Below are 24,919 nucleotides of genomic sequence, written 5' to 3' on the forward strand. Positions count from 1 at the left end.
TCAATGTCCAAGACTGAGCCCACCCCTGCCACCGAGGACAAGGACATCGGTGCCGCCGGGTCCCAGCTGTCCACGGCACCCGCCGAGGACGGCGGCGTGGCGATGCCCGGCTCGTTCGGCGGTGTCCGCAGGCCGGGCGCGCTGGGGTGGCTGGCCTGGTCCGGGCGTGAGGCCGTCGGCTGGGTGCGCTGGGTCTGGCGGCAGCTGACCTCCATGCGGGTCGCGTTGATCCTGCTGTTCCTGCTCTCGCTCGCCACGGTCCCCGGCTCGCTCGTCCCGCAGACGAGCGTCGACGCCATGAAGGCGGAGAACTGGAAGAAGACGCACGAGACCGTCGCGTCGGTCTACGACAAGCTCGGGCTCTTCCACGTCTACACCTCGGTGTGGTTCTCCGCGATCTACATCCTGCTGTTCACCTCCCTGGTCGGCTGCATCGTCCCGCGCACCTGGCAGTTCGTCGGCCAGCTCCGCGGCCGTCCGCCGGGCGCGCCGAAGCGGCTGACCCGGCTGCCCGTCTACACCACGTGGCACACGGACGCGGAGCCCGAGCAGGTGCTCGCGGCGGCGGGGAAGCTGCTCAGGAAGCGGCGGTTCCGCACGGACGCCGCCGGTGACGCGGTGGCCGCCGAGAAGGGCTATCTGCGCGAGGCCGGCAACCTCGTCTTCCATATCGCGCTGATCGTGATGCTGCTGGCCTTCGCGTCCGGGCAGATGTGGAAGTCCGAGGGCCAGAAGCTGATGGTCGAGGGCGACAAGTTCGCCAACACCCTCACGCAGTACGACGACTTCAAGTCCGGCTCCCTGTTCACGTCCGAGGACCTCAAGCCCTTCGGCTTCAGGATGGACAGCTTCGAGGGCACGTACGAGCGCACCGGGCCGCAGCGCGGCACCCCGCGGACGTACGAGGCGCGGGTCACCTACTGGGACGGCGCGGACGGTGAGCACAAGCAGACGACGATCAAGGTGAACGAGCCGCTGGAGACGGCGGACTCGAAGGTCTACCTGATCGGGCACGGCTACGCGCCGGTCGTCACCGTCCGGGACGCCAAGGGCGAGGTCGCCTTCCGCGGCGCGGTCGCCTCGCTGCCGCTGGACTCCAACGTCACCGAGTCCACGGTCATCAAGGTGCCGGACAGCCGGGACAAGGACGGCAACAAGACCCAGCTCGGCTTCAAGGGCCTCTTCGTGCCGACGCAGGTGCCGGAGATGCCCATGGCCTCGCAGTTCCCCGCGCTGGACAACCCGCGGCTGGTCCTCACCGCCTACCAGGGCAGCCTGGGCAGCCTGGGCATCGACTCCGGTCTGCCGCAGAGCGTCTACCAGCTCGACGTGTCCAAGATGAAGCAGTTCAAGGACAAGGACGGCAACCCGTTCGCGCAGAACCTCAAGGTCGGCGACACCATGACGCTGCCGGACGGCGCGGGCACCCTCAAGTTCGAGGGCATCAAGCCCTGGGCGACCTTCCAGGTCTCCCAGCAGCCGGGCAACAGCATGGCGCTCGTGGGCGCGGTCGCCATGCTCGTCGGCGTGGCCGGTTCGCTGTTCATCCAGCGCCGCCGGGTCTGGGTGCGGGCCGTCCGTGACGCCGACGGCCGGACCGTCGTCGAGATGGCGGGCCTCGGGCGCAGCGAGTCCGCGAAGCTGCCCGAGGAGCTCGCCGACCTGGCCGTCGCGCTCCGGCCCGACGCCCCGCCCGTGGCCCCGGACGATCCGGACGCCCCGGCCGACTCCGAAGTTTCCGCAGATCCTTCCGAAGGAGCGCGTGCGTGATCCCGATCGCTGCCGCAGCCAACGAGAACATGGCGAACATCAGCAATGTGCTGATCTACTCCGCCATGGCCGTCTACACCCTGGCCTTCCTCGCGCACATCGCGGAGTGGGTGTTCGGCAGCCGCAGCGCGGTCGGCCGCACCGCCGCCGCGCTGACCGAGCAGGCCGCCCCGGCCGCCGCCGCGCAGGCCGCCCGGCAGGGCGGCGGCACGGCGGTGCTGGAGCGCCCCAAGGTCGTGGCCCGCAGCGCCACGGGCGCCCGTGACGTGCCCGACGGTCCGGGTGCCGCGGGCACCAGCGAGAAGGGGGACATGTACGGCCGGATCGCCGTCTCCCTGACCGTGCTCGCGTTCCTCCTCCACGCGGGCTCGGTGATCACCCGCGCGCTGTCCGTGGAGCGGGCGCCGTGGGGCAACATGTACGAGTTCTCCACGACCTTCGGCGCGACCGTCGTCGGGGTCTACCTCGTCATGCTGGCCGCCAAGAAGAACGTGCGCTGGATCGGCCTGCCGCTGACCACCACGATCCTGCTCGACCTCGGGCTCGCGCTGACGGTGCTCTACACCAAGAGCGACCAACTGGTGCCGGCGCTGCACTCGTACTGGCTGTGGATCCACGTCTCCTGCGCGATCCTCTCCGGTGCCGCCCTGTGGGTCGGCGCGTGCTCCACGCTCTTCTTCCTCTTCCGCGACGGCTACGAGGAGCGTCTGGAGGACGGCTACACCGGCCGCGCCGGGCTGGACCGGCTGCTGTCGGAGCTGCCCCCGGGCCACCGCATCGTGCGCTTCAAGGCCCAGCTCGCCAAGGGCACGGACACGTTCGTGATGCGGCTGCCCTCGGCCGCCACGCTCGACAAGTTCGCCTACCGCATCAACGCGACGGTCTTCCCGCTGTGGACGTTCACGATCATCGCGGGTGCGATCTGGGCCGAGGCCGCCTGGGGCCGCTACTGGGGCTGGGACCCCAAGGAGGTCTGGACCCTCATCACCTGGGTCGCCTACGCCTGCTATCTGCACGCCCGCGCCACCGTCGGCTGGAAGGGCCGCAAGGCCGCCTACATCGCGTTGATCGCGTTCGCCTGCTACCTCTTCAACTACTACGGCGTGAACATCTTCGTCACCGGCAAGCACTCGTACGCCGGGGTCTGAGCCGCGTACGGAAGCCGCGTACGGAAGTCGTGTACGAAGGGCCCGTGCCCGCCCCCTTCCCGGGGGTGGGCACGGGCCCTCCGGCGTTCCGGGGAGGGTCAGCGCAGGGGACGGCGGGAGCGGGTGCCCGGCTCCTGGCGCGGGGGTGTCTGGCGGCCGCCGGGGAGGGTGGGTTTGGGCAGTCTGGCCACGTCCTGCTTGGCCTTTTCGAGCCGCTCCTCCGTGTCGTCGGGGAGCGGGGGCGGCTCGGGCACGGCCTGGCCGAAGCCGAAGGCGGAGGTGAGGTCGCCGAAGGCGCGGCGGCGCCAGGCGCTGATGTTGGGCTCCCTGACGCCCGTCCAGCACTCCAGGAACCGCAGCACCGAGGTGTGGTCGAAGGCCTCGCCGGCGGCCCAGCCGCCCACCGTCCACGGCGAGACGATCAGGCAGGGCACGCGGAAGCCGCCGCCGATCGGCAGGCCCTGGACGAACTCGTCCGGCGTGCCCGCGGGCGGCACCGGCGGGGGCACGTGGTCGAAGAGGCCGTCGTTCTCGTCGTAGTTCAGGATGAAGACGGTCTTCCGCCACACCTCGGGGTTGTCGGCGATCGCCGCGATCTTCTTGGCGACGTAGTCCGCGCCCGCGGCCGGGAGGTAGTCCGGGTGCTCGGTCTGGGTGGACGGGGCGATCAGCCAGGAGACGGCGGGCAGCCGGTCGTTGCGGGCGTCGTCCTCGAAGGCGCCCTCGGACAGCCGGACCATCCCGTTGTCGTACAGCGGGTTGCCGGGCTTGGCGTCCTTGAACTGCTGGAACTCCTCCAGCAGGTTGCACCCGTAGTTGTCCTCCTGCTGGTAGACGCGCCAGCTGACCCCGGCCGCCTGGAGCCGCTCGGCGTAGGTGGTCCAGCGGTACGGCGTGGGGGCGTCATTGCTGATCACCGGGCCGCCGTGGGTGCCCGCGGGGTCGATGGTGCCCGTCATCCAGTAGAGCCGGTTGGGCCAGGTGGGGCCGAAGACCGAGCAGAAGTAGTTGTCGCAGAGGGTGAAGTTCTCGGCGAGCGCGAACTGGAACGGGATGTCCTCGCGGGTGTGGTAGCCCATCACGTACGGGCCGTTGACCCCGTCGGCCTTGCGGTGCGCGGGCAGCCAGCGGTCCATCTGCCCGCCGTTCCACGCCGCGTGCTGCACGTCCCAGGCGTGGCTGGTGGAGGGGATGGCCTGGGCGCTGGACTTCTTGGTGTCCAGCCGGAAGGGCAGCAGGTACCCGGCGGGGTTCTGCGCGTCCGGCTGGTAGAAGACGGAACGGCCGTTGGGGAGCTTGAGGGCGTCGGGGTCGGCGAAGCCGCGCACGCCCTTGAGGGTGCCGAAGTAGTGGTCGAACGAGCGGTTCTCCTGCATCAGCAGGACCACGTGCTTGATGTCGCTCAGCGAGCCGCGCGTGGCGGGCCCGGCGGCGATCGCCCGCTGCACGCTCGGCGGCAGCAACGACAGCGCCGCCGCGCCGCCCACCGCTCCCGCCGCGGAGCCGAGGAGTCTGCGTCGGGTCATGTCGGGCATGGCGTGCCCCTCTCCCTGGAGTCGCGTGAGGCCACAGTGTGACCCTTGCGACTCTCCCGGCACGGGCGTGTCGGGGGCAGGAGGAGGCGTGTGAACAGGGCGTCAAATGGCCGTGAAGAGGCGAGAGTTGACGGGAACGCTCATCGTATGGACCGAGGAATCTCACCCTGATGAGGGATGCGCGACTGGTCCGTCCGGCGGTCCGGGTCCGGACCCGGCCCCTAGGACTGCGGGCCGTCGCCGTTCTTGTCCGGGCGGAGGGAGCGGAGGAACTCCGGGTTGTCGTCCGGGGCGATCCAGCGCTGTCCGCCCTCGTCGTGCGAACGCGGCCGCTCCGCGCGCCGCCGCCGTCCCGCGATCATCCAGGCCACCGGCCCGACCAGCACCCCGCCGAACAGCAGGATCACGATCACCCAGCCGATCTTGGGCAGTCCGCGCACCTCGTCCTCGGGGGTGTTCAGACAGTCGATGAACGCGAAGATCCACAGCCCCAGGACCAGCAAGGTCGGCAGATACCTGAGCATGTGGCGGGCTCCCCCGGGTGCGGCGCTACGGGCCGAAGGCGGCCCCCGTGACGGGTCCAGCGTAGTCCGTGCTTGATACTGGAAGGCATGGCTTATGACGATCTTCGCTCGTTCCTCCGGGCACTGGAGCGGGACGGCGACCTCAAGCGCATCAAGGCCGAAGTCGATCCGCACCTGGAAATCGGGGAGATCGTCGACAGGGTGAACAAGGCCGGCGGGCCCGCCCTGCTCTTCGAGAACGTCAAGGGCGCGGCCATGCCGCTCGCCATGAACGTGTTCGGCACCGACCGCCGGCTGCTCAAGGCGCTGGGCCTGAAGTCCTACGACGAGATCAGCGAGAAGATCGGCGGGCTGCTCAAGCCGGAGCTGCCGCACGGCTTCGTCGGCGTCCGCGAGGCCTTCGGCAAGCTGGGCGCGATGGCCCACGTGCCGCCGCGGAAGGTCAAGGAGGCACCGGTCCAGGAGGTGGTGCTGACCGGCGACGACGTCGACCTGGACCAGCTGCCCGCGCTCTTCACCTGGCCCGAGGACGGCGGCTCCTTCTTCAACCTGGGCCTCACCCACACCAAGCACCCCGAGACGGGCGTCCGCAACCTCGGCCTCTACCGCCTCCAGCGCCACGACAAGCGCACGATCGGGATGCACTGGCAGATCCACAAGGACAGCCGCAACCACTACCAGGTGGCGGCCAAACGCGGTGAACGGCTGCCCGTCGCCATCGCCTTCGGCTGCCCGCCCGCCGTGACCTACGCCTCGACCGCGCCGCTCCCCGGGGACATCGACGAGTACCTCTTCGCCGGCTTCATCGCGGGCAAGCGGATCGAGATGGTCGACTGCAAGACCGTGCCGCTCCAGGTCCCGGCCAACGCCGAGGTCGTCATCGAGGGCTGGCTGGAGCCGGGCGAGATGCTCCCCGAGGGCCCGTTCGGCGACCACACCGGCTTCTACACCCCGCAGGAGCCCTTCCCGGCGCTGACCATCGACTGTGTGACGATGCGCCGCCGCCCGCTGCTCCAGTCGATCGTGGTCGGCCGCCCGCCGACCGAGGACGGTCCGCTGGGCCGGGCGACGGAGCGGTTCTTCCTGCCCCTGCTGAAGATCATCGTGCCGGACATCGTGGACTACCACCTGCCGGAGTCCGGCGGCTTCCACAACTGCGCGATCGTCTCGATCGACAAGAAGTACCCCAAGCACGCCCAGAAGGTGATGCACGCCATCTGGGGCGCGCACATGATGTCGCTGACCAAGCTGATCGTCGTGGTCGACGCCGACTGCGACGTCCACGACCTGCACGAAGTGTCCTGGCGGGCGCTGGGCAACACCGACTACGCGCGCGACCTCACGGTCGTCGAGGGCCCGGTCGACCACCTCGACCACGCCTCGTACCAGCAGTTCTGGGGCGGAAAGGCGGGCATCGACGCCACCGCGAAGTGGCCCGAGGAGGGCTATACGCGGGACGGGGGCTGGCCGCACATGGTCGAGTCGGATCCGGAGGTCGCCGCTCGGGTGACCAAGCGCTGGAAGGAGTACGGGTTGTGACGTCTGCCGAGGGGGTCCTCACCCCCGGACCCGCGCCGTCCACCGGCAAGGTCAAGGCGTTCCTGCGTCTGGTGATGATCGAGCACTCGGTCTTCGCGCTGCCCTTCGCCTACATCGCCGCGCTCACCGCGATGTTCCGGGAGTACGGCGAGGTCCACTGGCTGCGGCTGCTGCTGGTCACGGTCGCGATGGTCGGCCTGCGCACGTTCGCGATGGCCGCCAACCGCATCATCGACCGCGAGATCGACGCCCGTAACCCCCGTACCGCCGGGCGGGAGCTGGTGACCGGCGCGGTCTCCGTGCGCTCCGCCTGGACCGGGGCGCTGATCGCGCTGCTCTTCTTCCTGGGCGCGGCCGCGCTGCTCAACCCGCTGTGCCTGGCGCTGGCACCCGTCGCCGTGATCCCGATGGTGGTCTATCCGTACGGCAAGCGGTTCACGGACTTCCCGCACGCGATCCTGGGCCTGGCCCAGGCGATGGGCCCGGTCGGCGCCTGGATCGCGATCAGCGGGACGTGGTCCTGGGACGCGGTCATCCTCGGTCTGGCCGTCGGCGTCTGGATCGGCGGCTTCGACCTGATCTTCGCCTGCCAGGACGTACGGGCGGACCGGGCGCACGGTGTGAAGTCCGTCCCGGCGCGCTTCGGCATCCCGGGCGCGCTGTACGGCGCGCGGGCCTGCCACGCCGTCACCATGGCGCTGTTCGTCTGGTACGCGCTCGCCACGCGGGCCGGCGCCTTCTTCTGGGTCGGCCTGGTGGTCGTCGCGGCGGCGTTCCTGTACGAGCACACGATCGTCAAGCCGCACGACCTGTCGCGGCTGAACCGGGCGTTCTTCACGGTCAACGGCGTGATCGGCATCTGCCTGTTCGTCTTCGCGCTGCTCGACCTCGTCAACGCGGGCCTCGGCTGGTAACCCGCGCCCGCGGCGCCGACGGCGCCGCCGTCCCCTCGGCCCGGCCCTTCCGCACCCGGAAGGGCCGGGCCGTCGCCTTGCCACCGGTGACACGCGACGGCTCCCGGCCGGACAGGCCGTAGGCTCGGGTCGTGGAGCCGTACGAAGAGACAGCCGCGCCCGTCCGCAGGCCCTGGGTGGTCGGGGTGTCGGGCGCCTCCGGGACGCCGTATGCCGCCGCCGTGGTGCGTGGCCTGCTGGCCGCCGGCGAGGCCGTGGACCTGGTGGTGAGCCGCGCCTCGCGGCTGACCCTGCTGGACGAGACCGGGATCAAGTTCCGGGACGCGCACTGGCGGGAGGATCTGCGCGACTGGCTGGAGCTGGGCGCGGACGGGAAGCCGCACACGTTCGACGTGGATCTCGCGGACGTGCGGTACTGGCCGGCCGGGGATCTCGCCGCAGGGCCGTCGTCGGGTTCGTACCCGGTCAAGGGGATGCTGATCGTCCCGGCGAGCACGGCCTGCGTGGCCGGGGTGGCGCTGGGGCTCTCGAAGGATCTGCTGCAGCGGGCCGCGAGCGTGATGCTCAAGGAGCGGCGCCGGCTGGTGGTCGCGGTGCGCGAGACGCCGCTCAGCGGTCAGACGCTCAAGCAGCTGGTGGCGCTCGACGAGGCGGGCGCAGTGGTGCTGCCCGCCTCTCCGGCGTTCTACGCGGGGGCGACGCACATCCAGGATCTGGTGGACTTCGTCGCCGGGCGGGTGCTGGACGCGGCGGGTGTGCCGCACCGGCTGTACCGCCGTTGGAAGGGAGAGCTCGGTGAGGCGCGCTCCCGGTCCGGGGGTTAGCGCTTCTTGGCGCGCGCGGAACGGGCCGCCCTGGCCTCGGCGCGACGCTCGGCGAACTGGTGGGCACGCGAGCGGTTGGCAACGTCCTGCAGCTCGCGCATACGGGCGTAGGCCATCTCGATCGTGTACACGGTGTGATCACTCCTGAAGGATCGTCGTTGATCTAGCAGATCTTGCGAGAAATCACAGGGCTTGAACCCCTGTATGCCTTAGATTCTACATGCAAAGCGGCGAGTTCGCTGATTATTTGAAAGGTGCCAGGCAATGGACGCGGTGGACAGGCAGCTCATCCAGGCCCTCCGGGAGAACGGCCGGGCGTCGTACGCGGAGCTGGGCCGGCTCGTCGGCCTCTCCGGCCCGAGCGTCACGGACCGGATCAACCGCCTGGAGGCGGCGGGCGTGATCACGGGCTACCGCGCGACCGTCAACGCCGCCTCGCTCGGCCTCGGCGTCACGGCGCTGATCGGCATCCAGCTCTCCGACGCGGCGGACCACGAGGACGTGGCGCGGCGGCTGCGGGACCTGGAGGAGATCGAGGACTGCTGGTTCATCGCGGGCGACGACTCCTACATGCTCAAGGTCCGGGTCGGCGACGTGGACGGCCTGGAGCGCACGATCCGGCGGCTGTCGGGCACCAAGGGCGTGAGCCGGACGCGCACCACGATCGTGCTCTCCACCAAGTGGGAGAACAGGGTGGGTGAGCTGCCCGAGGACGTCTGAGAACGGGGGAGTAGTCTCGGCGGGGTTGCGGATCGGATGTAATCGGATGTATCGGAGAGGCGGACGCATGGACGCTGGGCTCAAGCGCGAGCTGGAGGAGAAGGTCCACGCGGGGGAGCGGCTGACGCGTGAGGACGGCATCGCCCTCTACGAGTCCGACGACCTGGCCTGGCTGGGCGGGCTCGCCCACGAGGTGCGCACGCGCAAGAACGGCGACGTCGTCCACTTCAACGTCAACCGTCACCTCAACATGACGAACGTGTGCACCGCCTCGTGCGCGTACTGCTCGTTCCAGCGGAAGCCGGGCGAGAAGGACGCGTACACGATGAGGATCGAGGAGGCCGTCCGCCTCGCCAAGGCGATGGAGAACGACAACCTCACCGAGCTGCACATCGTCAACGGCCTGCACCCGAACCTGCCCTGGCGCTACTACCCCCGCTCCCTGAGCGAGCTGAAGAAGGCGCTGCCGAACGTCTCGCTGAAGGCGTTCACGGCGACGGAGATCCACCACTTCGAGACGATCTCCGGCCTCTCCGCCTCCGAGATCCTCGACGAGCTGATCGACGCCGGCCTGGAGTCGCTGACCGGCGGCGGCGCGGAGATCTTCGACTGGGAGGTCCGCCAGCACATCGTGGACCACCGCACGCACTGGGAGGACTGGTCCCGCATCCACCGCCTCGCGCACGAGAAGGGGCTCAAGACCCCGTGCACGATGCTCTACGGGCACATCGAGGAGCCGCGCCACCGCGTGGACCACGTGCTGCGGCTGCGTGAACTGCAGGACGAGACCGGCGGGTTCCAGGTCTTCATCCCGCTGCGCTACCAGCACGACTTCGTGGACATGAAGGACGGCAAGGTCCGCAACCGCCTGCAGGCGCGCACGACGATGGCGACGGGTGCCGAGGCGCTGAAGACCTTCGCGGTCTCCCGGCTGCTCTTCGACAACGTCCCGCACGTCAAGGTCTTCTGGGTGATGCACGGCGTCCAGACCGCCCAGCTCGCGCTGCAGCACGGCGCGGACGACATGGACGGCTCGGTCGTCGAGTACAAGATCACGCACGACGCGGACAACTACGGCACGCCGAACAAGCTGACGCGTGACGACCTGCTGGACCTGATCCGCGACGCCGGCTTCCGCCCGGTCGAGCGGAACACCCGCTACGAGATCATCCGCGAGTACCCGGGCCCCGACGCCGCGCTGCGCGAGTCGCCCCAGCCGATGCGCGTCTGACGCCGTTACGGCCCTCGCCTTTTGGAACAGCCCCGGTGGACACCAGTCCTGGACATCAGTCCGCCGGGGCTTTCCTCTTGTCGCGGCACGTTCGGTAATGCTTGCATTGCCACTATGGCCCTTACCTTCGTGCGTGACCCCGAACCGACCCCGGACCTCCGCGCCGAGCTGCTCCGCCTCTGGACGGACGTCTCGCAGGCGGGCGGCGCCGTCGGCTTCGTACCGCCGGTGACGGCCGACGAGGTGCGGCCGGTGGCCGACGCGCTGACCGCCAAGGTCACCGAGGGGCGGGCGCGGATGCTCGGCGCGTACGAGGAGGGGCGGCTGGTCGGCACCGCGTTCCTCGCCCTCAACCCGCACCGCCTGATGCTGCACTGGTGCACCCTCGTCACCGTGATGATCCACCCCTCGCTCCAGGGCGGCGGGCGCGGCCGCCGGATGGTGGACGAGGCCGTGGAGATGGCCCGCGACCTGGGCTTCGAAGCGCTGCGCCTCGGGGTGCGCGGCGGCACGGGCACCGAGAACTTCTACGCGGCCTGCGGCTTCAAGGAGGTCGGGCGGGTGCCGCTGGGCATCCGGGTGGCGGCCGGGGACGACCGCGACGACATCATGATGTGGCGCCCCCTGGACTGATCACCTGCCGGCCGTGCTTGACTGGTCGGTGACCCTTTCGGTTGTCGTTGAGAAGAAGGTCCCGTCCGTGAGTAGCCAGAAGTTCGCCTCGCTCCGCTACACCGCCCTGCGGTTCGGCCTGCTCATCGCCTGCTTCGCCGTCGTCTGGGCGCTCTGCTCGCTGCACGCCATCCCGCTCGGCGCGAACGGTTCGAACCTCATCTGGATGGTGCTGCTCGCGCTCGTCCTCTCCGCCCCGCTCAGCTGGGTGCTGCTGCGCAAGCAGCGCGACGCGATGTCCGAGCAGATCGTGGCGCGCGTCGACCGCGCCAAGGCCCGCTTCGACGCCAACGCCGCCCAGGAGGACGGGGTGGCCTGAGCCGCCCGTCCCGTTCCGGGCTCGATCACCCGAAAAGGGTGTAAGTCTCCTCACATCACCGCGACGCCCCGTCGTGGAGCAGCCGCTCCACGACGGGGCGTTCGCGTTTTTCGCGCCCTGCCGGACGCCCCGAACCCAAAGAAGACCTTTGAGACCCCCAAAGCGCGAGTGTTAACGTATTGGACGTGAAGACAGCAGCAGCGCACCGATTCCCCACGAGCCACGTGCTCGTGGCGCGCCTGCACGTCGATCTTTGCCGCTGTGTCTCCGCGGCCTGTTGTCGCCGCTGACGAATGTCGACCCGGCCGGAGATCCCCGCACGTACGGACCTCCACGGCGCCCCACGCCCTTTTCCGACTTTCCGGAGCTTCCGTTGTCATCTGCCCCTGTGCCGTCCCCGGCGTCCCTGCGCGGGCGCATACCCAAGGTCCCGTTCTGGGCCCAGATCCTGCTCGGTCTCGTGCTCGGCGCCCTCCTCGGGTGGGCGGCCAAGAGCGGTGACATCCACTGGCTGGAGGTCACCCTCGGAAAGATCGGCGACCTCTTCGTCCAGCTGCTGATGGTGGTGATCGCCCCGCTGGTGTTCTTCGCCATCCTGGTGTCGATCACCAATCTGCGGAACGTCTCCAACGCCGCCCGGCTGGCGACCCGCACCCTGATGTGGTTCATGATCACGTCGCTGATCGCGGTCGTCATCGGCCTCGCCATCGGCCTGCTCACCGACCCCGGCGCCGGCACCGGCCTCACCGCGGCCGACGGCAAGGAGCCCAAGAAGCACGGTTCCTGGCTGGACTTCCTCACCGGGATCGTCCCGACCGACGTCATCACGCCGTTCAGCAAGCTGGAGGTCATGCAGATCGTCTTCATGGCGGTCGTCGCGGGCATCGCGATCCTCCAGCTCGGCGCCAAGGCCAAGCCCGTACTCGACTTCAGCCAGGCCGCCCTGGAACTGCTGCAGAAGGTGCTGTGGTGGGTCATCCGGCTCGCCCCGCTGGGCAGCCTGGGCCTGGTCGGCACGGCCATCGCCACGTACGGCTGGAACCTGATCGGCAAGTACGCGACGTTCACCGCCGACATCTATGTCGGCTGCGCCATCGTGCTGTTCGGCGTCTACCCGCTGCTGCTGGCCACCGTCGCCAAGGTGAACCCGCTCCAGTTCTTCAAGGGTGCCTGGCCCGCCATTCAGCTGGCGTTCGTCTCCCGCTCCTCCGTCGGCACGATGCCGCTGACGCAGAAGGTGACCGAGCGCCTGGGCGTGCCGAAGGAGTACGCGAGCTTCGCCGTGCCCTTCGGGTCGACCACCAAGATGGACGGCTGCGCCTCCATCTACCCGGCGATCGCCTCGATCTTCGTGGCGCAGGTCTTCGACGTGCACCTGGAGCTCCGGGACTACGTCCTGATCGCGTTCGTCTCGGTCGTCGGCTCGGCGGCCACGGCCGGGCTGACCGGCGCCACCGTGATGCTGACCCTGACGCTCTCGACGCTGGGCCTGCCGATGGAGGGCGTGGGCCTGCTGCTGGCCATCGACCCCATCGTGGACATGATGCGCACCGCGACCAACGTCGCCGGGCAGTCGGTGGTCCCGATCCTGGTGGCCTCGCGGGAGAACATCCTCGACCGCGCCGCGTACGACTCGGCGACCGCCTCGCCGCTGGACTCCGCCGACTCCGCCGAGCCGCAGCCCGTCCCGGTGCCGGCCGCCGCGGCCTGATCCGCCTGGCCTGATCCATTCGGTCCGGCTGTTTCGGCCGGATCTTCCCTCCGCGACGTCCCTCCTCCCCGTAACATTACCTGCCGGTAACGTTACGGGGGCGGAGGGACGTTTGTCGTGAATGCTGCTGCACACACCGATGCGCACACCGACGCTGCTCAGGCCGTGAGGAGGCCGAAGGCCCGGATCAAACGCATGCCGCGCGCCGTGCGCGAACGCCAGATGCTCGACGCCGCCGTCGAGGTCTTCGCGCGCCGCGGCTACCGGGCGGCCTCGATGGACGAGATAGCCGAACTCGCCGGTGCCTCGAAGCCGTTGGTCTACCTCTATCTCAACTCCAAGGAAGACCTCTTCAGCGCCTGCATCCGGCGCGAAGCGGAGGCGCTGATCGCGGCCGTGCGGGAGGGCGTCGACCCGGACGCGCCCGCCGACCGGCGGCTGTGGCACGGGCTCCGCGGCTTCTTCGCGCACACGGCGGCCCACCCCGACGGCTGGGCCGTGCTGCACTGCCAGGCCCGCACCCACGGGGAGCCGTTCGCCCTCGAACTGGCCGCCCTGCGCCAGGAGCTCGTCGACGTCGTCACCCACCTGATCGTGGCGACGGCCGCGGAGAACGGCTGCGACACCCCGCTGCCCTGGCAGGAGGCGTCCGGCCTGGCCCACGCGCTGGTGGGCGCCGCCGAGTCGCTCGCCGGCTGGACCAACGAGCGCACGGACGTGGCCCCCGCCGAGCGCGACACGGCGGAGACCCTCATGAACTTCGCCTGGGCCGGGCTGGACAACCTCATGAACGGACGGCGCTGGGCACCCGCCCGGCCCCAGATCCCGCAGAACTCCTAGCGCCCGGCGGCGCCGACGGGCGACATGGTGAAGGGGCGGCCCCCGCCCGCCCGTTCACCCGTTCCGTGGAACTCCTAGCGCTCGCCCTTGCGTCGGCGGGCGGCGAGGAGGCCCGTGCCGCCGAGGACGCCGGCCGCCGCGAGCGCGCCGCCGATCAGGCCGGGGTCGGTGTCCGGGCGCTGCTGGGGTGCCTCGCCCGCGGCGACGCCGCCCTTGGGGAGCTTCTTGCCGTCCGCGTCAGACGTCTTCACGGAGGCGTCCTTCGCGCCGGTGTCGCGGGCGGCCTCGCCGTTCCGGCTCTTGACGGTGGTCTGGGTGATCTTGCCGGTCTTCTGGTCGAGGGTGACCTTCAGCCCGCCGTCGAGGGTGACGGAGGGGGAGCCCGCGGTGAGCGTGCCGAAGACGAAGCCGTCCGGGCCGGTGACGACGGCCTTGTACGAGCCGTCCGCCAGCTTGGTGACGACCGCGTACTTGCCGTCATTGAGCTTCACCGTGCGGGACGAGCCGTCCTTCTTCCGCTCGTCCTTCTTGTCGTCCTTCTTCTTGTCGTCGCCCTGCGTCTTGGCGGTCACGTTCGTGCCGTCGAAGTGGACGTAGATGCCGTCGGTGTAGGACTGGCCCTTCGACAGCACCGCGAAGACCTTGCCGCTGCCGATCTCCTTGAGGTACGCCTTGCCGTCCCTGATCTCGGCCTCCATGCCGCCGCCGATGTCGACGGTCCTCCCCGTCGGCTGCGTGCTGCTCGGTGCCGCCGAGCCGCCGTCCGCGGCGAACGCGGCGGCGGGAACCGCCACGGCACCCGCGAGGACGGTGCCGGCTATGACGGTACGGAGTGCGGTGCGAGTGGTGGTGTTCATGTGGCTCTGATCTCCTTACGGAGCTCTGTGCGCCGCCCGTACGGCGGCCCGCTGCCAAAAAAGTTATTTCGGGCACACCGCGACATGTATCGGCAGAACGGGCAGATCGCCCCCGGTCATAAGGACTACGTGACGCGGTCTGGAGTCACCCCCTGGTCGTGCCGTAGATTGACCGCGCTTTACCGCCGAGTAGGTGTCTGTGGGCCGACAACAGGAGCCGCACATGTCCGAAACGCAACAGGCCGCCCCGCCCCGCACCACTCTGGTGCGCGGAGTCGTCCGCGAGGCGGCCGTCCCCCCGCTCACCCCGCCCGTCACCAGCGGCTCCCTGGGGGACCTGCCGTTCGAGAACGCCGCCCTCGCCCCCGCCGACGTCGTGCTCAGCCGGAAGCAGCCCGACGGAAGCTGGCGCGACGTCACCGCCGCCACCTTCGCCGCCGAGGTGCTGGCCACCGCCAAGGGCCTGATAGCCCACGGCTTACGGCCCGGCGACCGGCTCGCCATCATGGCCCGCACCACCTACGAGTGGACGCTGCTGGACTTCGCCGCCTGGGCGGCGGGCCTCGTCGGCGTCCCCGTCTACCCCACCTCCTCCGCCCACCAGGTCCGCTGGATCCTCCAGGACTCCGGGGCCGCCGCCTGCGCCGTCGAGGGCGAGGCACAGGAGAAGCTGGTCGAGGAGGTGCGCGCGGACCTGCCCGGCCTCGCCCACCTGTGGCGCTTCGACACCGGGGCCGTCGGCGACCTCATGGCCGCCGGCCGGGACCTGCCCGCCTCCGCGGTCACCGAGGCCCGCGCCGGCCGCACCCCCGAGGACATCGCGACCGTCATCTACACCTCGGGCACCACCGGCCGCCCCAAGGGCTGCGTCCTCACCCACGCCAACTTCTTCACCGAAGCGGACAGTTCGACCGAACTGCTCCACCCGCTCTTCAAGGCGACCGGCAAGGCACCGGCCGCCACCCTCCTCTTCCTGCCGCTCTCGCACATCTTCGGCCGGGTCGTCGCCGTCAGCTGCATGCGGGCCCGCGTACGGATCGGCCACGCGCCCTCGATCCGCACCGAGGACCTCCTCGCCGATCTCGCCGCCTTCCGGCCGACCTTCCTGCTCGTCATCCCCTACGTCCTGGAGAAGGTCTACAACACCGGCCGCGCCACGGCGGAACGGCTCGGCCGCGCCGCCTCCTTCGACCGGGCGGCCCGTGTCGCGGTCCGGTACGGCGAGGCGGACGAGGCCCGGCGGCACGGCACCGGCGCCGGGCCCGGACCGGCACTCCGGGCGGCCCGCGCCTTCTACGACCCGCTGGTCTACCGCCGCATCCGGGCCGCACTCGGCGGCGAGGTCCGCTACGTCCTCAGCGGCGGTTCACCGCTCGGGCACCGGCTCGCCGCGTTCTGCTCGGGCGCGGGCATCGAGGTCCTGGAGGGCTACGGCCTGACCGAGACCACCGCCGCCGTCACCGTCACCCCGCCGCTGCGGCCCCGCATCGGCACGGTCGGCTGGCCGCTGCCCGGCGCCGCGGTGCGGATCGCCGACGACGGCGAGGTGCTGCTCCGCGGCGGCCAGGTGTTCTCCGGCTACTGGGACGCCGGGCGGGGCGGGGCGGTGCCCGGACCCGTGGTCGGCGAGTGGTTCGCCACCGGCGACCTGGGGGCGCTCGACGGGGACGGCTACCTCACCATCACCGGCCGCAAGAAGGAGCTGATCGTCACCTCCGGCGGCAAGAACGTCGCCCCCGCCCCCCTGGAGGACCGGCTGCGGGCCCACCCCCTCGTCGACCAGTGCGTCGTCGTCGGCGACAACCGCTCGTACGTCGCCGCCCTGCTGACCCTCGAAGCGGACGGCGTCGCCCACTGGGCCCGGATGCGGAACAAGTCGGGCCTGCCGCGGACCGAGCTGGTGCGCGACCCCGAGCTGCGGGCCGCGCTCCAGGAGGCCGTGGACGACGCCAACTCCCTTGTCTCCCGCGCCGAGTCCATACGCCGCTTCACCGTGCTGCCGGTGGACTTCACGGAGGAGACGGGCCACCTCACGCCGTCCCTGAAACTACGGCGCGGGGTGATCGCCCGGGACTTCGCGGCGGAGATCGACGCGCTGTACGACAGCGGAAACGGCTGAGCGCTCCGCTGGAAGTGCGGTCATTCGACTGCGGGCCGTCGGCGGCCGGTCGCGCCCACGCGACGGAGCCGCGGACCGGCGCTTCCCCGCGCCCCTTGCGGGGCGCGGTACCGCAGCGGATTTCCACAAGTCCGCTCAGCAGTTGCCGGACACCGGCTCCCCGGCGAAGCGGTCGGCGAGCCAGTCCGCCGCCGGGACCGACCCCGCGATCGCCCCGGCGACATGCTCGCCGAGCGCTATCGAGTGCCACTCCACCGGGACGCCCTTCCCGCACCAGTCCGACCGCAGCTGTTCCCCCACCGCGTACGGGATCAGCTCGTCCAGCACCCCGTGGTAGAGGTACACCGGCCGGTCGGGCGCGTGCGAGCCCAGGTTCGACATCCGCAGCACCCGCTGCCAGTCCGGCTCGTACAGCGGGTTCCTGACCGTCACGTCGGAGATCCGCTTGAAGAGCCCGGCGGCCGCCGAGATGCCCACGCAGTGCCGCTTCAGGAAGTCGACGTAGTAACGCCCCTGGTCGTTGAGGTACGAGTCGAGCCGGAGCTCGGGGTAGGCCGCGTTCTGGCCGACGGCCGCCATGAGGACGAGACCGGCCCCGACCGACCCGTTGTTGTAGTCGGCGACCTTGAGCAGGTCGGCGGGCACACCGCCGGTCGCGGTCCCCTTCACATCGAGCTCCGGGGCGTACGAGTCGTGCAGCTCCGCGGCCCAACTGCTGGCGTGCCCGCCCTGGGAGTAGCCCATGATGCCCACGGGCGAATCCGGGGCGAGCCCGGTCCCGGGCAGCCGCAGCGCGGCCCGCGCCGCGTCGAGCACGGCGTGCCCCTCGGCGCGGCCGACGATATAGGTGTGGTCGCCGGGCGTGCCCAGCCCCTCGTAGTCGGTGACGGCCACGGCCCAGCCGCGCAGGGTCAGTTGCTGGATGAGGTTGGCCTCCAGCGTCGTGCCGTAGGGGAAGCCCGCGGACGGCGCGCACTGGTCGGCGAGGCCCACGGTGCCGACCGCGTAGGTGACGAGCGGGCGCCGGCCCGTTCTGCCGTCCCGCGGGACGATCACCGTGCCCGAGACGACGTTCGGGGCGCCCTTGGCGGTGGTGGAACGGTAGGTGATGTGCCAGGCCCGGGTGTTCGTGGGCTGGCCGGGCAGCGGGTGGAAGGACATGGGCGCGGAGCTGAGGACATCCCCCGGGGCTGTACCGGCAGGCGCTTCGGCGGCGGTGCCCGTGCCCGCCGCACCGAGCGAGAAGGCCAGCGCGGCGACCGCGGCGAGTGCTGTGGTGCGCAGGTTCATACTGCTCTCCCGACCGTCCGGTGGTGCGGAGTCAGTTGAGGTGACGGTAGTGACCGGTGGGTCAGGAAGGCGCTGACCCGGGAGCTCAGGTTTGCTGACCCGGCTGAACTGATCGAACCGGCCGAACCGGCTGCCCCTGCCGGCCCAGACGGCGGTACGCGCCGGGCGTGGTGCCCGTCCAGCGGCGGAACGCCCGGTGGAACGCGGTGTCCTCGGAGAAGCCCAGCCGCGCGGCCAGTTCCGCTATGGACTCCGCGCCCTCCGCCAGGCCGCGCACCGCGGCGTCCCTGCGCACCTGGTCCGCGAGCCGCCGGTACGAGGTGCCCTCGTCCCGGAGCCGCCGCCGCAGCGTCGCCGGGCTCACCGCCAGCAGCTCCGCGAGCCGCGCGGGCCCCGGCAGCCGCCCGGCCCGGCCCTCGCGCAGCGCCCGCGCGAGCGAGCGCCGCACCTGCTCGGCGGCCGTCGTCCCGTAGTCGCGGCGGCTCAGCAGGTCGGCGGGCGCGCGGCGCAGCAGTTGCTCCAGGCCCGCCTCGTCCCGGACGACGGGCGCGGTCAGCCAGCGCGGGTCGAAGGCCGCGCCGGTGCGGGGCGCGCCGAAGCGGACGGGGCAGCCGAAGAGCGGCCCGTACTCCGGGGCGTACGGCGGGGCGGGGTGGGCGAACTCCGCCCAGCGCAGCGGTATCCGGTGGCCGATCAGCCAGCTGGCGAGCCGGTGCCAGACGATCATGAGGGACTCGGCGAGGAACCGGCGCTCGGCGTAGGGACGCAGGTCGCTGCGGACGGTGAGGACGGCGTCCGCGCCGCGGTGTTCGAGGACGAGGTCGGGGCCGCCGGGGAAGAGCCCGTAGAAGCGCGTGCCCCGCTCCAGGGCCGTGCCGAGGTCGCGGCAGCCCGCGCAGGCGTAGCACATCATCGCGAAGGTGCCGGGGCGGCTGGGGGTCCGGCCGAGCCCGAGGAACTCGTCGCCCGTGGCCCGCCGCACCGCCCTGACCAGGCGGCTGAACTGCTCGGGGGTCACCCGGGCCCGCTCGTCGGCGAGGAGGAGCGGGGGAATGCGCGCGCTCTGCAGCAGGGGGACGGTGTCGATGCCCAGCCGCCGGGCTCCGCCGAGCGCGGCCGTCACGTGGTGCACGGTGATCGTGCCACTCATGAATTCACGGTAGCTCGAAATCCACCGAACAGGGTTCGCCGATCAACAGTGATCGGAATCGATCCACTTCATGAACGAAAGCAAAAGAAATGGATCAATGGGAAAGGAGGGGTAAAGAGATGGCGAACATGAGCCGAAAAAAGGCAGGAGCCCCGCCCTCCGCCGAAACGGAAGGGCAGGACTCCTTGGGTACAGCATCGACCGCGATCGGTCGGGCGGCGAAGCCGCCGGATCGAAGGATCCGGAAGACTAGGCCGGGGTGACGTTCTCCGCCTGCGGACCCTTCGGGCCCTGCGTGACGTCGAAGGTGACCTGCTGGTTCTCCTCGAGGGAGCGGAAGCCAGCAGCGTTGATCGCGGAGTAGTGGACGAAGACGTCGGGGCCCCCGCCGTCCTGGGCGATGAATCCAAAGCCCTTTTCAGCGTTGAACCACTTCACGGTTCCGGTAGCCATAAGCCCTCCTTGGGCCAAAGGGTTGCCCTGCTCCAGAACCTGCGAGAAGTCTGAAAACTACAAAAGCCTGCGGGGTCACATGCTCCGCAGGCTCTGTACTGCAAGGGAAACCAAACTGCAACTTGCGGCGAGCCTAGCACGCAGGGTTCTCGCTGCGAAAGAGTCGTAGATCACGCTACCGGATGGTTTTCCCGGCCTTCCGGACGGAAAAGATCGACGGTCGGGTGCGGCCAGGAGGAGGCCCCCGCTCCGCATCCGCCGGGCGCACAGGGCTAGCCTCCGGACGTGGACAATTCAGCCTCGGACCGGCGTAGCGGCCGCCCCCGCGTCGGCCATATCCAGTTCCTCAACTGCCTGCCCCTCTACTGGGGGCTCGCCCGCACCGGCACGCTGCTCGACCTGGACCTGACCAAGGACACCCCCGAGAAGCTCAGCGAGCGGCTGATCCGCGGCGAGCTGGACATCGGCCCCGTCACCCTCGTCGAGTTCCTGCGGAACGCCGACCAGTTGGTGGCCCTGCCCGACATCGCGGTCGGCTGCGACGGCGACGTCATGTCCTGCGTGATCGTCTCGCAGAAGCCGCTGGCCGAGCTGGACGGGGCGCGCGTGGCACTCGGCTCCACGTCGCGCACCTCCGTGCGCCTGGCGCAGTTGCTGCTCGCCGAGCAGTACGGCGTGCGGCCCGACTACTACACCTGCCCGCCCGACCTGGGCCTGATGATGCGGGAGGCGGACGCCGCCGTGCTGATCGGGGACGCCGCGCTGCGGGCCTCGCTGCACGACGCGCCGCGGCTCGGCCTGGAGGTCCACGACCTGGGGCGGATGTGGAAGGAGTGGACGGGGCTGCCGTTCGTCTTCGCGGTGTGGGCCGTGCGGAAGGACTATCTGGCCCGCGAGCCGCGGCTCGTCGCCGAGGTCCACCGGGCCTTCCTGGAGTCCCGGGACGTGTCGCTGGACGAGGTCGGCAAGGTCGCCGAGCAGGCGGCGCGCTGGGAGGCGTTCGACGCGGAACTGCTGGAGCGCTACTTCACGACGCTCGACTTCCGCTTCGGCCCGGACCAGCTCGCGGGCGTGACCGAGTTCGCCAGACGCACGGGTCCGACGACGGGCTTCCCCGCCGATGTGCGGGTGGAACTGCTGAAGCCCTGACCCCGGCGATCGGGGTCAGGGCTTCGGGAAGGACTCGTTACCGGGTCCCGGTGGAACGGGCCGGGGCCCGGCGGGCGGGTCAGGGGGCCGGGACCGGGCCCTCCATCTGCTCGCTGATCCACGCGATGCTGCCGTCGCCCATGCCCTGCACATAGGTCTTGGCGTCGTGCTTGCCGCCCTGGATGACCTGGAGGCGGGTGTGGATCGGCCCCTTGTTGCCGTACGTCTTGATGAACTGGTCCACCTTCGGGATGACGCTCTTCTCCAGCGTTCCGTACTGGAACGCGAGGTAGACGTCCTGGCCCGGCTTGTTGGCGGCGATCAGGGCCTTGGCCAGCAGTTCGGGGTTGTTCTCGTTCTTCTCCTGCTCGTGGCCCTTCCACAGCGGGGAGTCCGGGACGATGTCCGGGCCGGAGGCGATCACGGCCTTGAACTTGTCCGGGTGCTTGAGCACGGCCTTCAGGCCGGAGAAACCGCCGGAGGAGGAGCCCATGAACGCCCAGCCGTCGCGCGACTTGATCGTCCGGAAGTTCTCCTTCATCAGGTCCGGGACGTCCTCGGTGAGCCAGGTGCCCATCTTGGGCTGGCCGGGGATGTCACTGCCGTCCCAGTAGAGCCCGCCGTCGTCCGGGTGCGGGTTGAGGACCGGCATCGCGAGGAGGAAGGGCTTGCTCTTGCCCTCGGAGTACCACTTGGAGATCGACGACTCCAGCTTGAGGTTGTCGTCCATCCAGTAGTTGGCCGGGAAGCCGGGGCCGCCGGGGAGGGCGATCAGGACCGGGAAGCCGCTCTTGGCGAACTTCGGGTCCTCGTACTCCTTGGGCGCCCACACCCAGACCTTGCCCTTGAAGCCGGACTTCTTGCCGTCGACGGTGGTCACCGCGACGTGCGTGCCGTTGCCGAGCGTGCTGGCGATCTTGAAGTCGGCGGTCGGGTTGGTCGGCATCGACATCTTGGAGTCGGCGCCCGCGTCGCCGCTGGTCCCGCCGGCCTGTCCGCCGCCGCTCGGCACCTGGCCGAAGCTGATGGACTTGCCCTTGTCGGTGAAGGGCGGGATCTCGAAATAGGTCATGACGGGCCAGGCGATCAGCCCGAGCACGGCTATGGACGCCACGACGATGATCCAGCGTTTGGCGCTGGATGCACGGCGGTGGCCCTGGGACCGATAGGCCCCGTTGGATGAGTGCGTCATCGCGTCGCTCCGGATGATGCTGCTGCCCCGAAGGACATGACGGTTTGTTCCGTCCTGGTGGATGGGCAAACCTGGCCACGGGGTTCCTGCCGGACCCCGTGAATTGAGTCATAGGCTGAAAATCGGGGTTCGGCGGGCCCCCGGCGGGGGAGGCGAACGGCCCGATGCAGCCACTGGGCACGGAAGATCCGCAGGTCATCGGCGCATACCGGCTGCTGGGGCGGCTCGGGGCGGGCGGCATGGGCCGGGTGTACCTGGGGCGCAGCGCGGGCGGCCGCACGGTCGCGGTCAAGGCCGTCCACCCGCACTTCGCCGTCGACGAGCAGTTCCGGGCGCGCTTCCGGCGCGAGGTCGAGGCGGCGCGGCGGGTGGCCGGGGACGCCCGGCCGGACGGGCGGCAGTGGACCGCGCCCGTACTGGACGCCGACCCCGACGCACCGGTCCCCTGGGTGGCGACGGGCTATGTCGCCGGGCCCTCCCTCACCGAGGCCGTGCTCGACACCGGCGCGCTGCCGGAGCCGACCGTACGGACGCTGGCCGCGGGCCTGGCGGAGGCCCTCGCCGCCGTGCACGCGCTGGGCCTGGTGCACCGCGACGTCAAACCGTCGAACGTGCTGCTGGCCCTGGACGGCCCCCGGCTGATCGACTTCGGGATCGCGCGGGCCTCGGACGCGACGGCGTCCCTGACCGAGACGGGGGTGTCCATCGGCTCGCCCGGTTATATGGCCCCCGAGCAGATCCTCGGGGAGGAGGTGACGGGCGCGGCGGACGTCTTCTCCTACGGCGCGGTCCTCGCGTACGCGGCCACGGGCGAGCCGCCCTTCCCCGGCGGCAACTCGGCGGCCCTCCTCTATCGGGTGGTTCACGAGCCGCCGGTGCTCGGCCCCGGACTGACGGGGGGACTGCGCGCCCTGGTCGAGTCCTGCCTCGCCAAGTCCCCGACGGACCGCCCCACCCCCACGGCCCTGGCCCGTCGCCTGACCCCTGCCGGGGGCGCCCGCGAACTGGTCCACGCCGGCTGGCTGCCACCACCGGTCCTGGAACGGGTGAGCCGAAGGGCGGTGGAACTCCTGGATCTGGAAACCTCGGTTTCCCCCACTGTTGTGGGCAATCGTTCCGCAGGGCGGAACGGGTGGGCACAACCTGACCACCGGCCGGCAGCCGAAGAGCCCGGGGGCGCAGCCCCCACCCGCCGGACCCGGGTGCTGGTCCTGGCCGGTACCGCAACGCTCGCCGCCGCCGCGGCACTCACCTTCGCTCTGCTGCCCGACGGCAGCAAGACCACCGCGAACCCACCCGCGAAGGCCAGCGCCGGCGACACCGTCCCCAAAGACTTCCTCGGCACCTGGACCGGCGACATCCGCCAGTCCGACGGCACCCCCAACGGCACGATGACCGCCACCGTCACCCCCGGCGACAAGGGCGCGTACGTGGCCCGTACGACCTACTCCGCCCTCAACGTCCTGGAGTGCCACAGCAAGGCCAGGCTGCTCACCGCCACCGCCACCCGGCTCACCCTCGAAGAGGTCACCGACGGCACCCCCGCGCTCGGCTGCACGGGGAACACCTCGCGGATCACGTTCGCGCTCGCCGGCGGGGGCAGGCTCTCCTACGCGTCGGAGGACGCGGACGGGGGCCGGCCCACGGCGACGCTCACCAGGAGCGGGGGGTGACCGGGCGGCGGCCGCCCGCAGCCGTGACGGAGGGCTGGCGTAGGCTGGATCGGTCTGTCAAACCCCCTCCGAAGGGACGCCCGGTGACCGAGAACGCCGACCTTCAGTCCGTCCTCGACCGTGCCGCCGCCGGTGGCCGGATCTCCCCGGAGGAGGCGCTGGAGCTGTACCGGTCGGCGCCGCTGCACGCCCTGGGCGCGGCGGCCGACGCGGTGCGCCGTCGGCGCTACGCGGGTACGGAGCACATCGCGACGTACATCATCGAGCGGAACATCAACTACACCAACGCGTGTGTGACGGCGTGCAAGTTCTGCGCCTTCTACGCGCCGCCGAAGAGCGACAAGGTGTGGACGCGCGGGATGGACGACATCCTGCGGCGCTGCGCGGAGACCGTGGAACTGGGCGGCACCCAGATCATGTTCCAGGGCGGGCACCACCCGGACTACGGCGTGGAGTACTACGAGGAGCACTTCGCGGCCATCAAGAAGGAGTTCCCGCAGCTGGTGATCCACTCGCTCGGCGCGTCCGAGGTGGACCACATGGCGCGGATCTCCGGGGTGAGCGCGGAGGAGGCGATCCGCCGTATCCACGCCGCGGGTCTCGACTCCTTCGCGGGCGCGGGTGCGGAGTTGCTGCCGGAGCGGCCGCGGAAGGCCATCGCGCCGCTGAAGGAGTCGGGCGAGCGCTGGCTGGAGATCATGGAGCTCGCCCACGACCTGGGCGTCGAGTCCACCTCCACCATGCTGATGGGCACGGGCGAGACCAACGCGGAGCGGATCGAGCACCTCCGGATGATCCGTGACGTGCAGGACCGCACGGGCGGTTTCCGCGCGTTCATCCCGTACACGTACCAGCCGGAGAACAACCACCTCAAGGGCCGTACGCAGGCGACGATCTTCGAGTACCTGCGGATGATCGCCATCGCCCGCCTCTTCCTCGACAACGTGGCGCACATCCAGGGCTCCTGGCTGACGACGGGCAAGGAGGTCGGCCAGCTGTCGCTGCACTACGGCGCGGACGACCTCGGTTCGATCATGCTGGAGGAGAACGTCGTCTCCTCGGCCGGTGCCAGGCACCGCTCCAACCGCATGGAGATCATCGACCTCATCCGCAAGGCGGGCCGCGTCCCGGCGCAGCGGGCGACGACGTACGAGCACCTGCTGGTGCACGACGACCCGGCGAACGACCCGGTCGACGACCGCGTGGTCTCCCACCTCTCCTCCACGGCGATCGAGGGCGGCACCGCGCACCCCGAGCTGAAGATCGTCGCGACGAGCTGACCCGCGGCC

23 protein-coding genes are annotated in these 24,919 nt (G+C 70.6%); 15 read left to right on the forward strand and 8 right to left on the reverse strand.

All coding sequences use genetic code 11. The features are described from left to right. Positions 1 to 3: 3 nt before the first annotated feature. On the forward strand, positions 4 to 1,770 hold the full coding sequence (resB, locus tag ACWD4A_RS22585) for a cytochrome c biogenesis protein ResB (RefSeq protein WP_451196575.1): 1,767 nt from the start codon (positions 4 to 6) through the stop codon (positions 1,768 to 1,770). Then, complete coding sequence (ccsB, locus tag ACWD4A_RS22590; RefSeq protein ID WP_451196635.1) at positions 1,770 to 2,918, forward strand: c-type cytochrome biogenesis protein CcsB; 1,149 nt, start codon at positions 1,770 to 1,772, stop codon at positions 2,916 to 2,918. The genes resB and ccsB overlap by 1 nt, the downstream gene beginning before the upstream one ends. Positions 2,919 to 3,016: 98 nt before the next feature. On the opposite strand, the gene ACWD4A_RS22595 is transcribed toward ccsB, so the two are convergent. Then, positions 3,017 to 4,453, reverse strand: coding sequence for an alkaline phosphatase family protein (locus ACWD4A_RS22595; protein WP_451196577.1), 1,437 nt, complete (start codon positions 4,451 to 4,453; stop codon positions 3,017 to 3,019). A gap of 221 nt (positions 4,454 to 4,674) precedes the next feature. Beyond that, a complete protein-coding gene (locus ACWD4A_RS22600) occupies positions 4,675 to 4,977 on the reverse strand; it encodes a PLDc N-terminal domain-containing protein (RefSeq protein ID WP_451196579.1) in 303 nt (100 codons plus the stop codon). An 87-nt stretch (positions 4,978 to 5,064) separates the two neighbouring features. On the opposite strand from ACWD4A_RS22600, the gene ACWD4A_RS22605 reads away from it, so the two are divergent. The 3 genes from ACWD4A_RS22605 (at position 5,065) to ACWD4A_RS22615 (ending at position 8,254) form a co-directional block, all read left to right on the forward strand. Continuing rightward, complete coding sequence (locus ACWD4A_RS22605; RefSeq protein ID WP_451196580.1) at positions 5,065 to 6,516, forward strand: menaquinone biosynthesis decarboxylase; 1,452 nt, start codon at positions 5,065 to 5,067, stop codon at positions 6,514 to 6,516. Next, positions 6,513 to 7,430, forward strand: a complete 918-nt coding sequence (mqnP, locus tag ACWD4A_RS22610; RefSeq protein WP_451196581.1) for a menaquinone biosynthesis prenyltransferase MqnP — start codon at positions 6,513 to 6,515, stop codon at positions 7,428 to 7,430. The genes ACWD4A_RS22605 and mqnP overlap by 4 nt, the downstream gene beginning before the upstream one ends. A gap of 131 nt (positions 7,431 to 7,561) precedes the next feature. Beyond that, the gene (locus ACWD4A_RS22615) at positions 7,562 to 8,254 is read left to right on the forward strand and encodes a UbiX family flavin prenyltransferase (RefSeq protein WP_451196583.1); all 693 of its coding nucleotides are present in this window, start codon (positions 7,562 to 7,564) and stop codon (positions 8,252 to 8,254) included. Here the strand turns inward: ACWD4A_RS22615 and ACWD4A_RS22620 are convergent. Beyond that, a complete protein-coding gene (locus tag ACWD4A_RS22620) occupies positions 8,251 to 8,385 on the reverse strand; it encodes a hypothetical protein (protein ID WP_451196639.1) in 135 nt (44 codons plus the stop codon). The genes ACWD4A_RS22615 and ACWD4A_RS22620 overlap by 4 nt on opposite strands. 133 nt (positions 8,386 to 8,518) lie before the next feature. Between ACWD4A_RS22620 and ACWD4A_RS22625 the strand changes: the two genes are divergently transcribed. From ACWD4A_RS22625 to ACWD4A_RS22650, 6 genes are all read left to right on the forward strand, one after another. Continuing rightward, complete coding sequence (locus ACWD4A_RS22625) at positions 8,519 to 8,974, forward strand: Lrp/AsnC family transcriptional regulator (RefSeq protein ID WP_126914801.1); 456 nt, start codon at positions 8,519 to 8,521, stop codon at positions 8,972 to 8,974. A 67-nt stretch (positions 8,975 to 9,041) separates the two neighbouring features. Next, entirely contained in the window at positions 9,042 to 10,205 is a 1,164-nt protein-coding gene (mqnE, locus tag ACWD4A_RS22630; RefSeq protein ID WP_451196586.1) for an aminofutalosine synthase MqnE, read from the forward strand. 114 nt (positions 10,206 to 10,319) lie between these two features. After that, positions 10,320 to 10,838 (forward strand): N-acetyltransferase family protein, encoded by a 519-nt coding sequence (locus tag ACWD4A_RS22635; protein ID WP_451196588.1) that lies wholly within the window; start codon positions 10,320 to 10,322, stop codon positions 10,836 to 10,838. Between the two features lie 67 nt (positions 10,839 to 10,905). Continuing rightward, a complete protein-coding gene (locus ACWD4A_RS22640) occupies positions 10,906 to 11,196 on the forward strand; it encodes a DUF4229 domain-containing protein (RefSeq protein ID WP_451196591.1) in 291 nt (96 codons plus the stop codon). Between the two features lie 373 nt (positions 11,197 to 11,569). Further along, complete coding sequence (locus tag ACWD4A_RS22645) at positions 11,570 to 12,907, forward strand: dicarboxylate/amino acid:cation symporter (protein ID WP_451196594.1); 1,338 nt, start codon at positions 11,570 to 11,572, stop codon at positions 12,905 to 12,907. A 195-nt stretch (positions 12,908 to 13,102) separates the two neighbouring features. After that, entirely contained in the window at positions 13,103 to 13,747 is a 645-nt protein-coding gene (locus ACWD4A_RS22650) for a TetR/AcrR family transcriptional regulator (protein WP_451196637.1), read from the forward strand. Between the two features lie 74 nt (positions 13,748 to 13,821). On the opposite strand, the gene ACWD4A_RS22655 is transcribed toward ACWD4A_RS22650, so the two are convergent. Continuing rightward, a complete protein-coding gene (locus tag ACWD4A_RS22655) occupies positions 13,822 to 14,604 on the reverse strand; it encodes a hypothetical protein (RefSeq protein ID WP_451196597.1) in 783 nt (260 codons plus the stop codon). A gap of 223 nt (positions 14,605 to 14,827) precedes the next feature. On the opposite strand from ACWD4A_RS22655, the gene ACWD4A_RS22660 reads away from it, so the two are divergent. Beyond that, positions 14,828 to 16,723: an AMP-dependent synthetase/ligase gene (locus tag ACWD4A_RS22660; RefSeq protein WP_451196600.1), complete on the forward strand. Its 1,896-nt coding sequence runs from the start codon at positions 14,828 to 14,830 to the stop codon at positions 16,721 to 16,723. Between the two features lie 135 nt (positions 16,724 to 16,858). Here the strand turns inward: ACWD4A_RS22660 and ACWD4A_RS22665 are convergent, their stop codons facing one another. From ACWD4A_RS22665 to ACWD4A_RS22675, 3 genes are all read right to left on the reverse strand, one after another. After that, positions 16,859 to 18,013, reverse strand: coding sequence for a lipase family protein (locus ACWD4A_RS22665; protein WP_451196602.1), 1,155 nt, complete (start codon positions 18,011 to 18,013; stop codon positions 16,859 to 16,861). Between the two features lie 85 nt (positions 18,014 to 18,098). Beyond that, entirely contained in the window at positions 18,099 to 19,163 is a 1,065-nt protein-coding gene (locus ACWD4A_RS22670; protein ID WP_451196604.1) for an AraC family transcriptional regulator, read from the reverse strand. A 249-nt stretch (positions 19,164 to 19,412) separates the two neighbouring features. Beyond that, the gene (locus ACWD4A_RS22675) at positions 19,413 to 19,616 is read right to left on the reverse strand and encodes a cold-shock protein (protein ID WP_030067036.1); all 204 of its coding nucleotides are present in this window, start codon (positions 19,614 to 19,616) and stop codon (positions 19,413 to 19,415) included. A gap of 285 nt (positions 19,617 to 19,901) precedes the next feature. Here ACWD4A_RS22675 and ACWD4A_RS22680 point away from each other — a divergent pair, with 285 nt between their 5' ends. Continuing rightward, the gene (locus ACWD4A_RS22680; RefSeq protein WP_451196607.1) at positions 19,902 to 20,765 is read left to right on the forward strand and encodes a menaquinone biosynthetic enzyme MqnA/MqnD family protein; all 864 of its coding nucleotides are present in this window, start codon (positions 19,902 to 19,904) and stop codon (positions 20,763 to 20,765) included. Positions 20,766 to 20,844: 79 nt separating this feature from the next. Here the strand turns inward: ACWD4A_RS22680 and ACWD4A_RS22685 are convergent, their stop codons facing one another. Continuing rightward, entirely contained in the window at positions 20,845 to 21,957 is a 1,113-nt protein-coding gene (locus tag ACWD4A_RS22685) for an alpha/beta hydrolase (RefSeq protein ID WP_451196609.1), read from the reverse strand. A 164-nt stretch (positions 21,958 to 22,121) separates the two neighbouring features. Between ACWD4A_RS22685 and ACWD4A_RS22690 the strand changes: the two genes are divergently transcribed. Beyond that, positions 22,122 to 23,630: a serine/threonine-protein kinase gene (locus tag ACWD4A_RS22690; protein ID WP_451196610.1), complete on the forward strand. Its 1,509-nt coding sequence runs from the start codon at positions 22,122 to 22,124 to the stop codon at positions 23,628 to 23,630. A gap of 83 nt (positions 23,631 to 23,713) precedes the next feature. Beyond that, a complete protein-coding gene (gene mqnC / locus ACWD4A_RS22695) occupies positions 23,714 to 24,910 on the forward strand; it encodes a cyclic dehypoxanthinyl futalosine synthase (protein ID WP_451196612.1) in 1,197 nt (398 codons plus the stop codon). Positions 24,911 to 24,919: the final 9 nt, after the last annotated feature.

It is taken from the genome of Streptomyces sp. NPDC002537, from assembly GCF_053594975.1.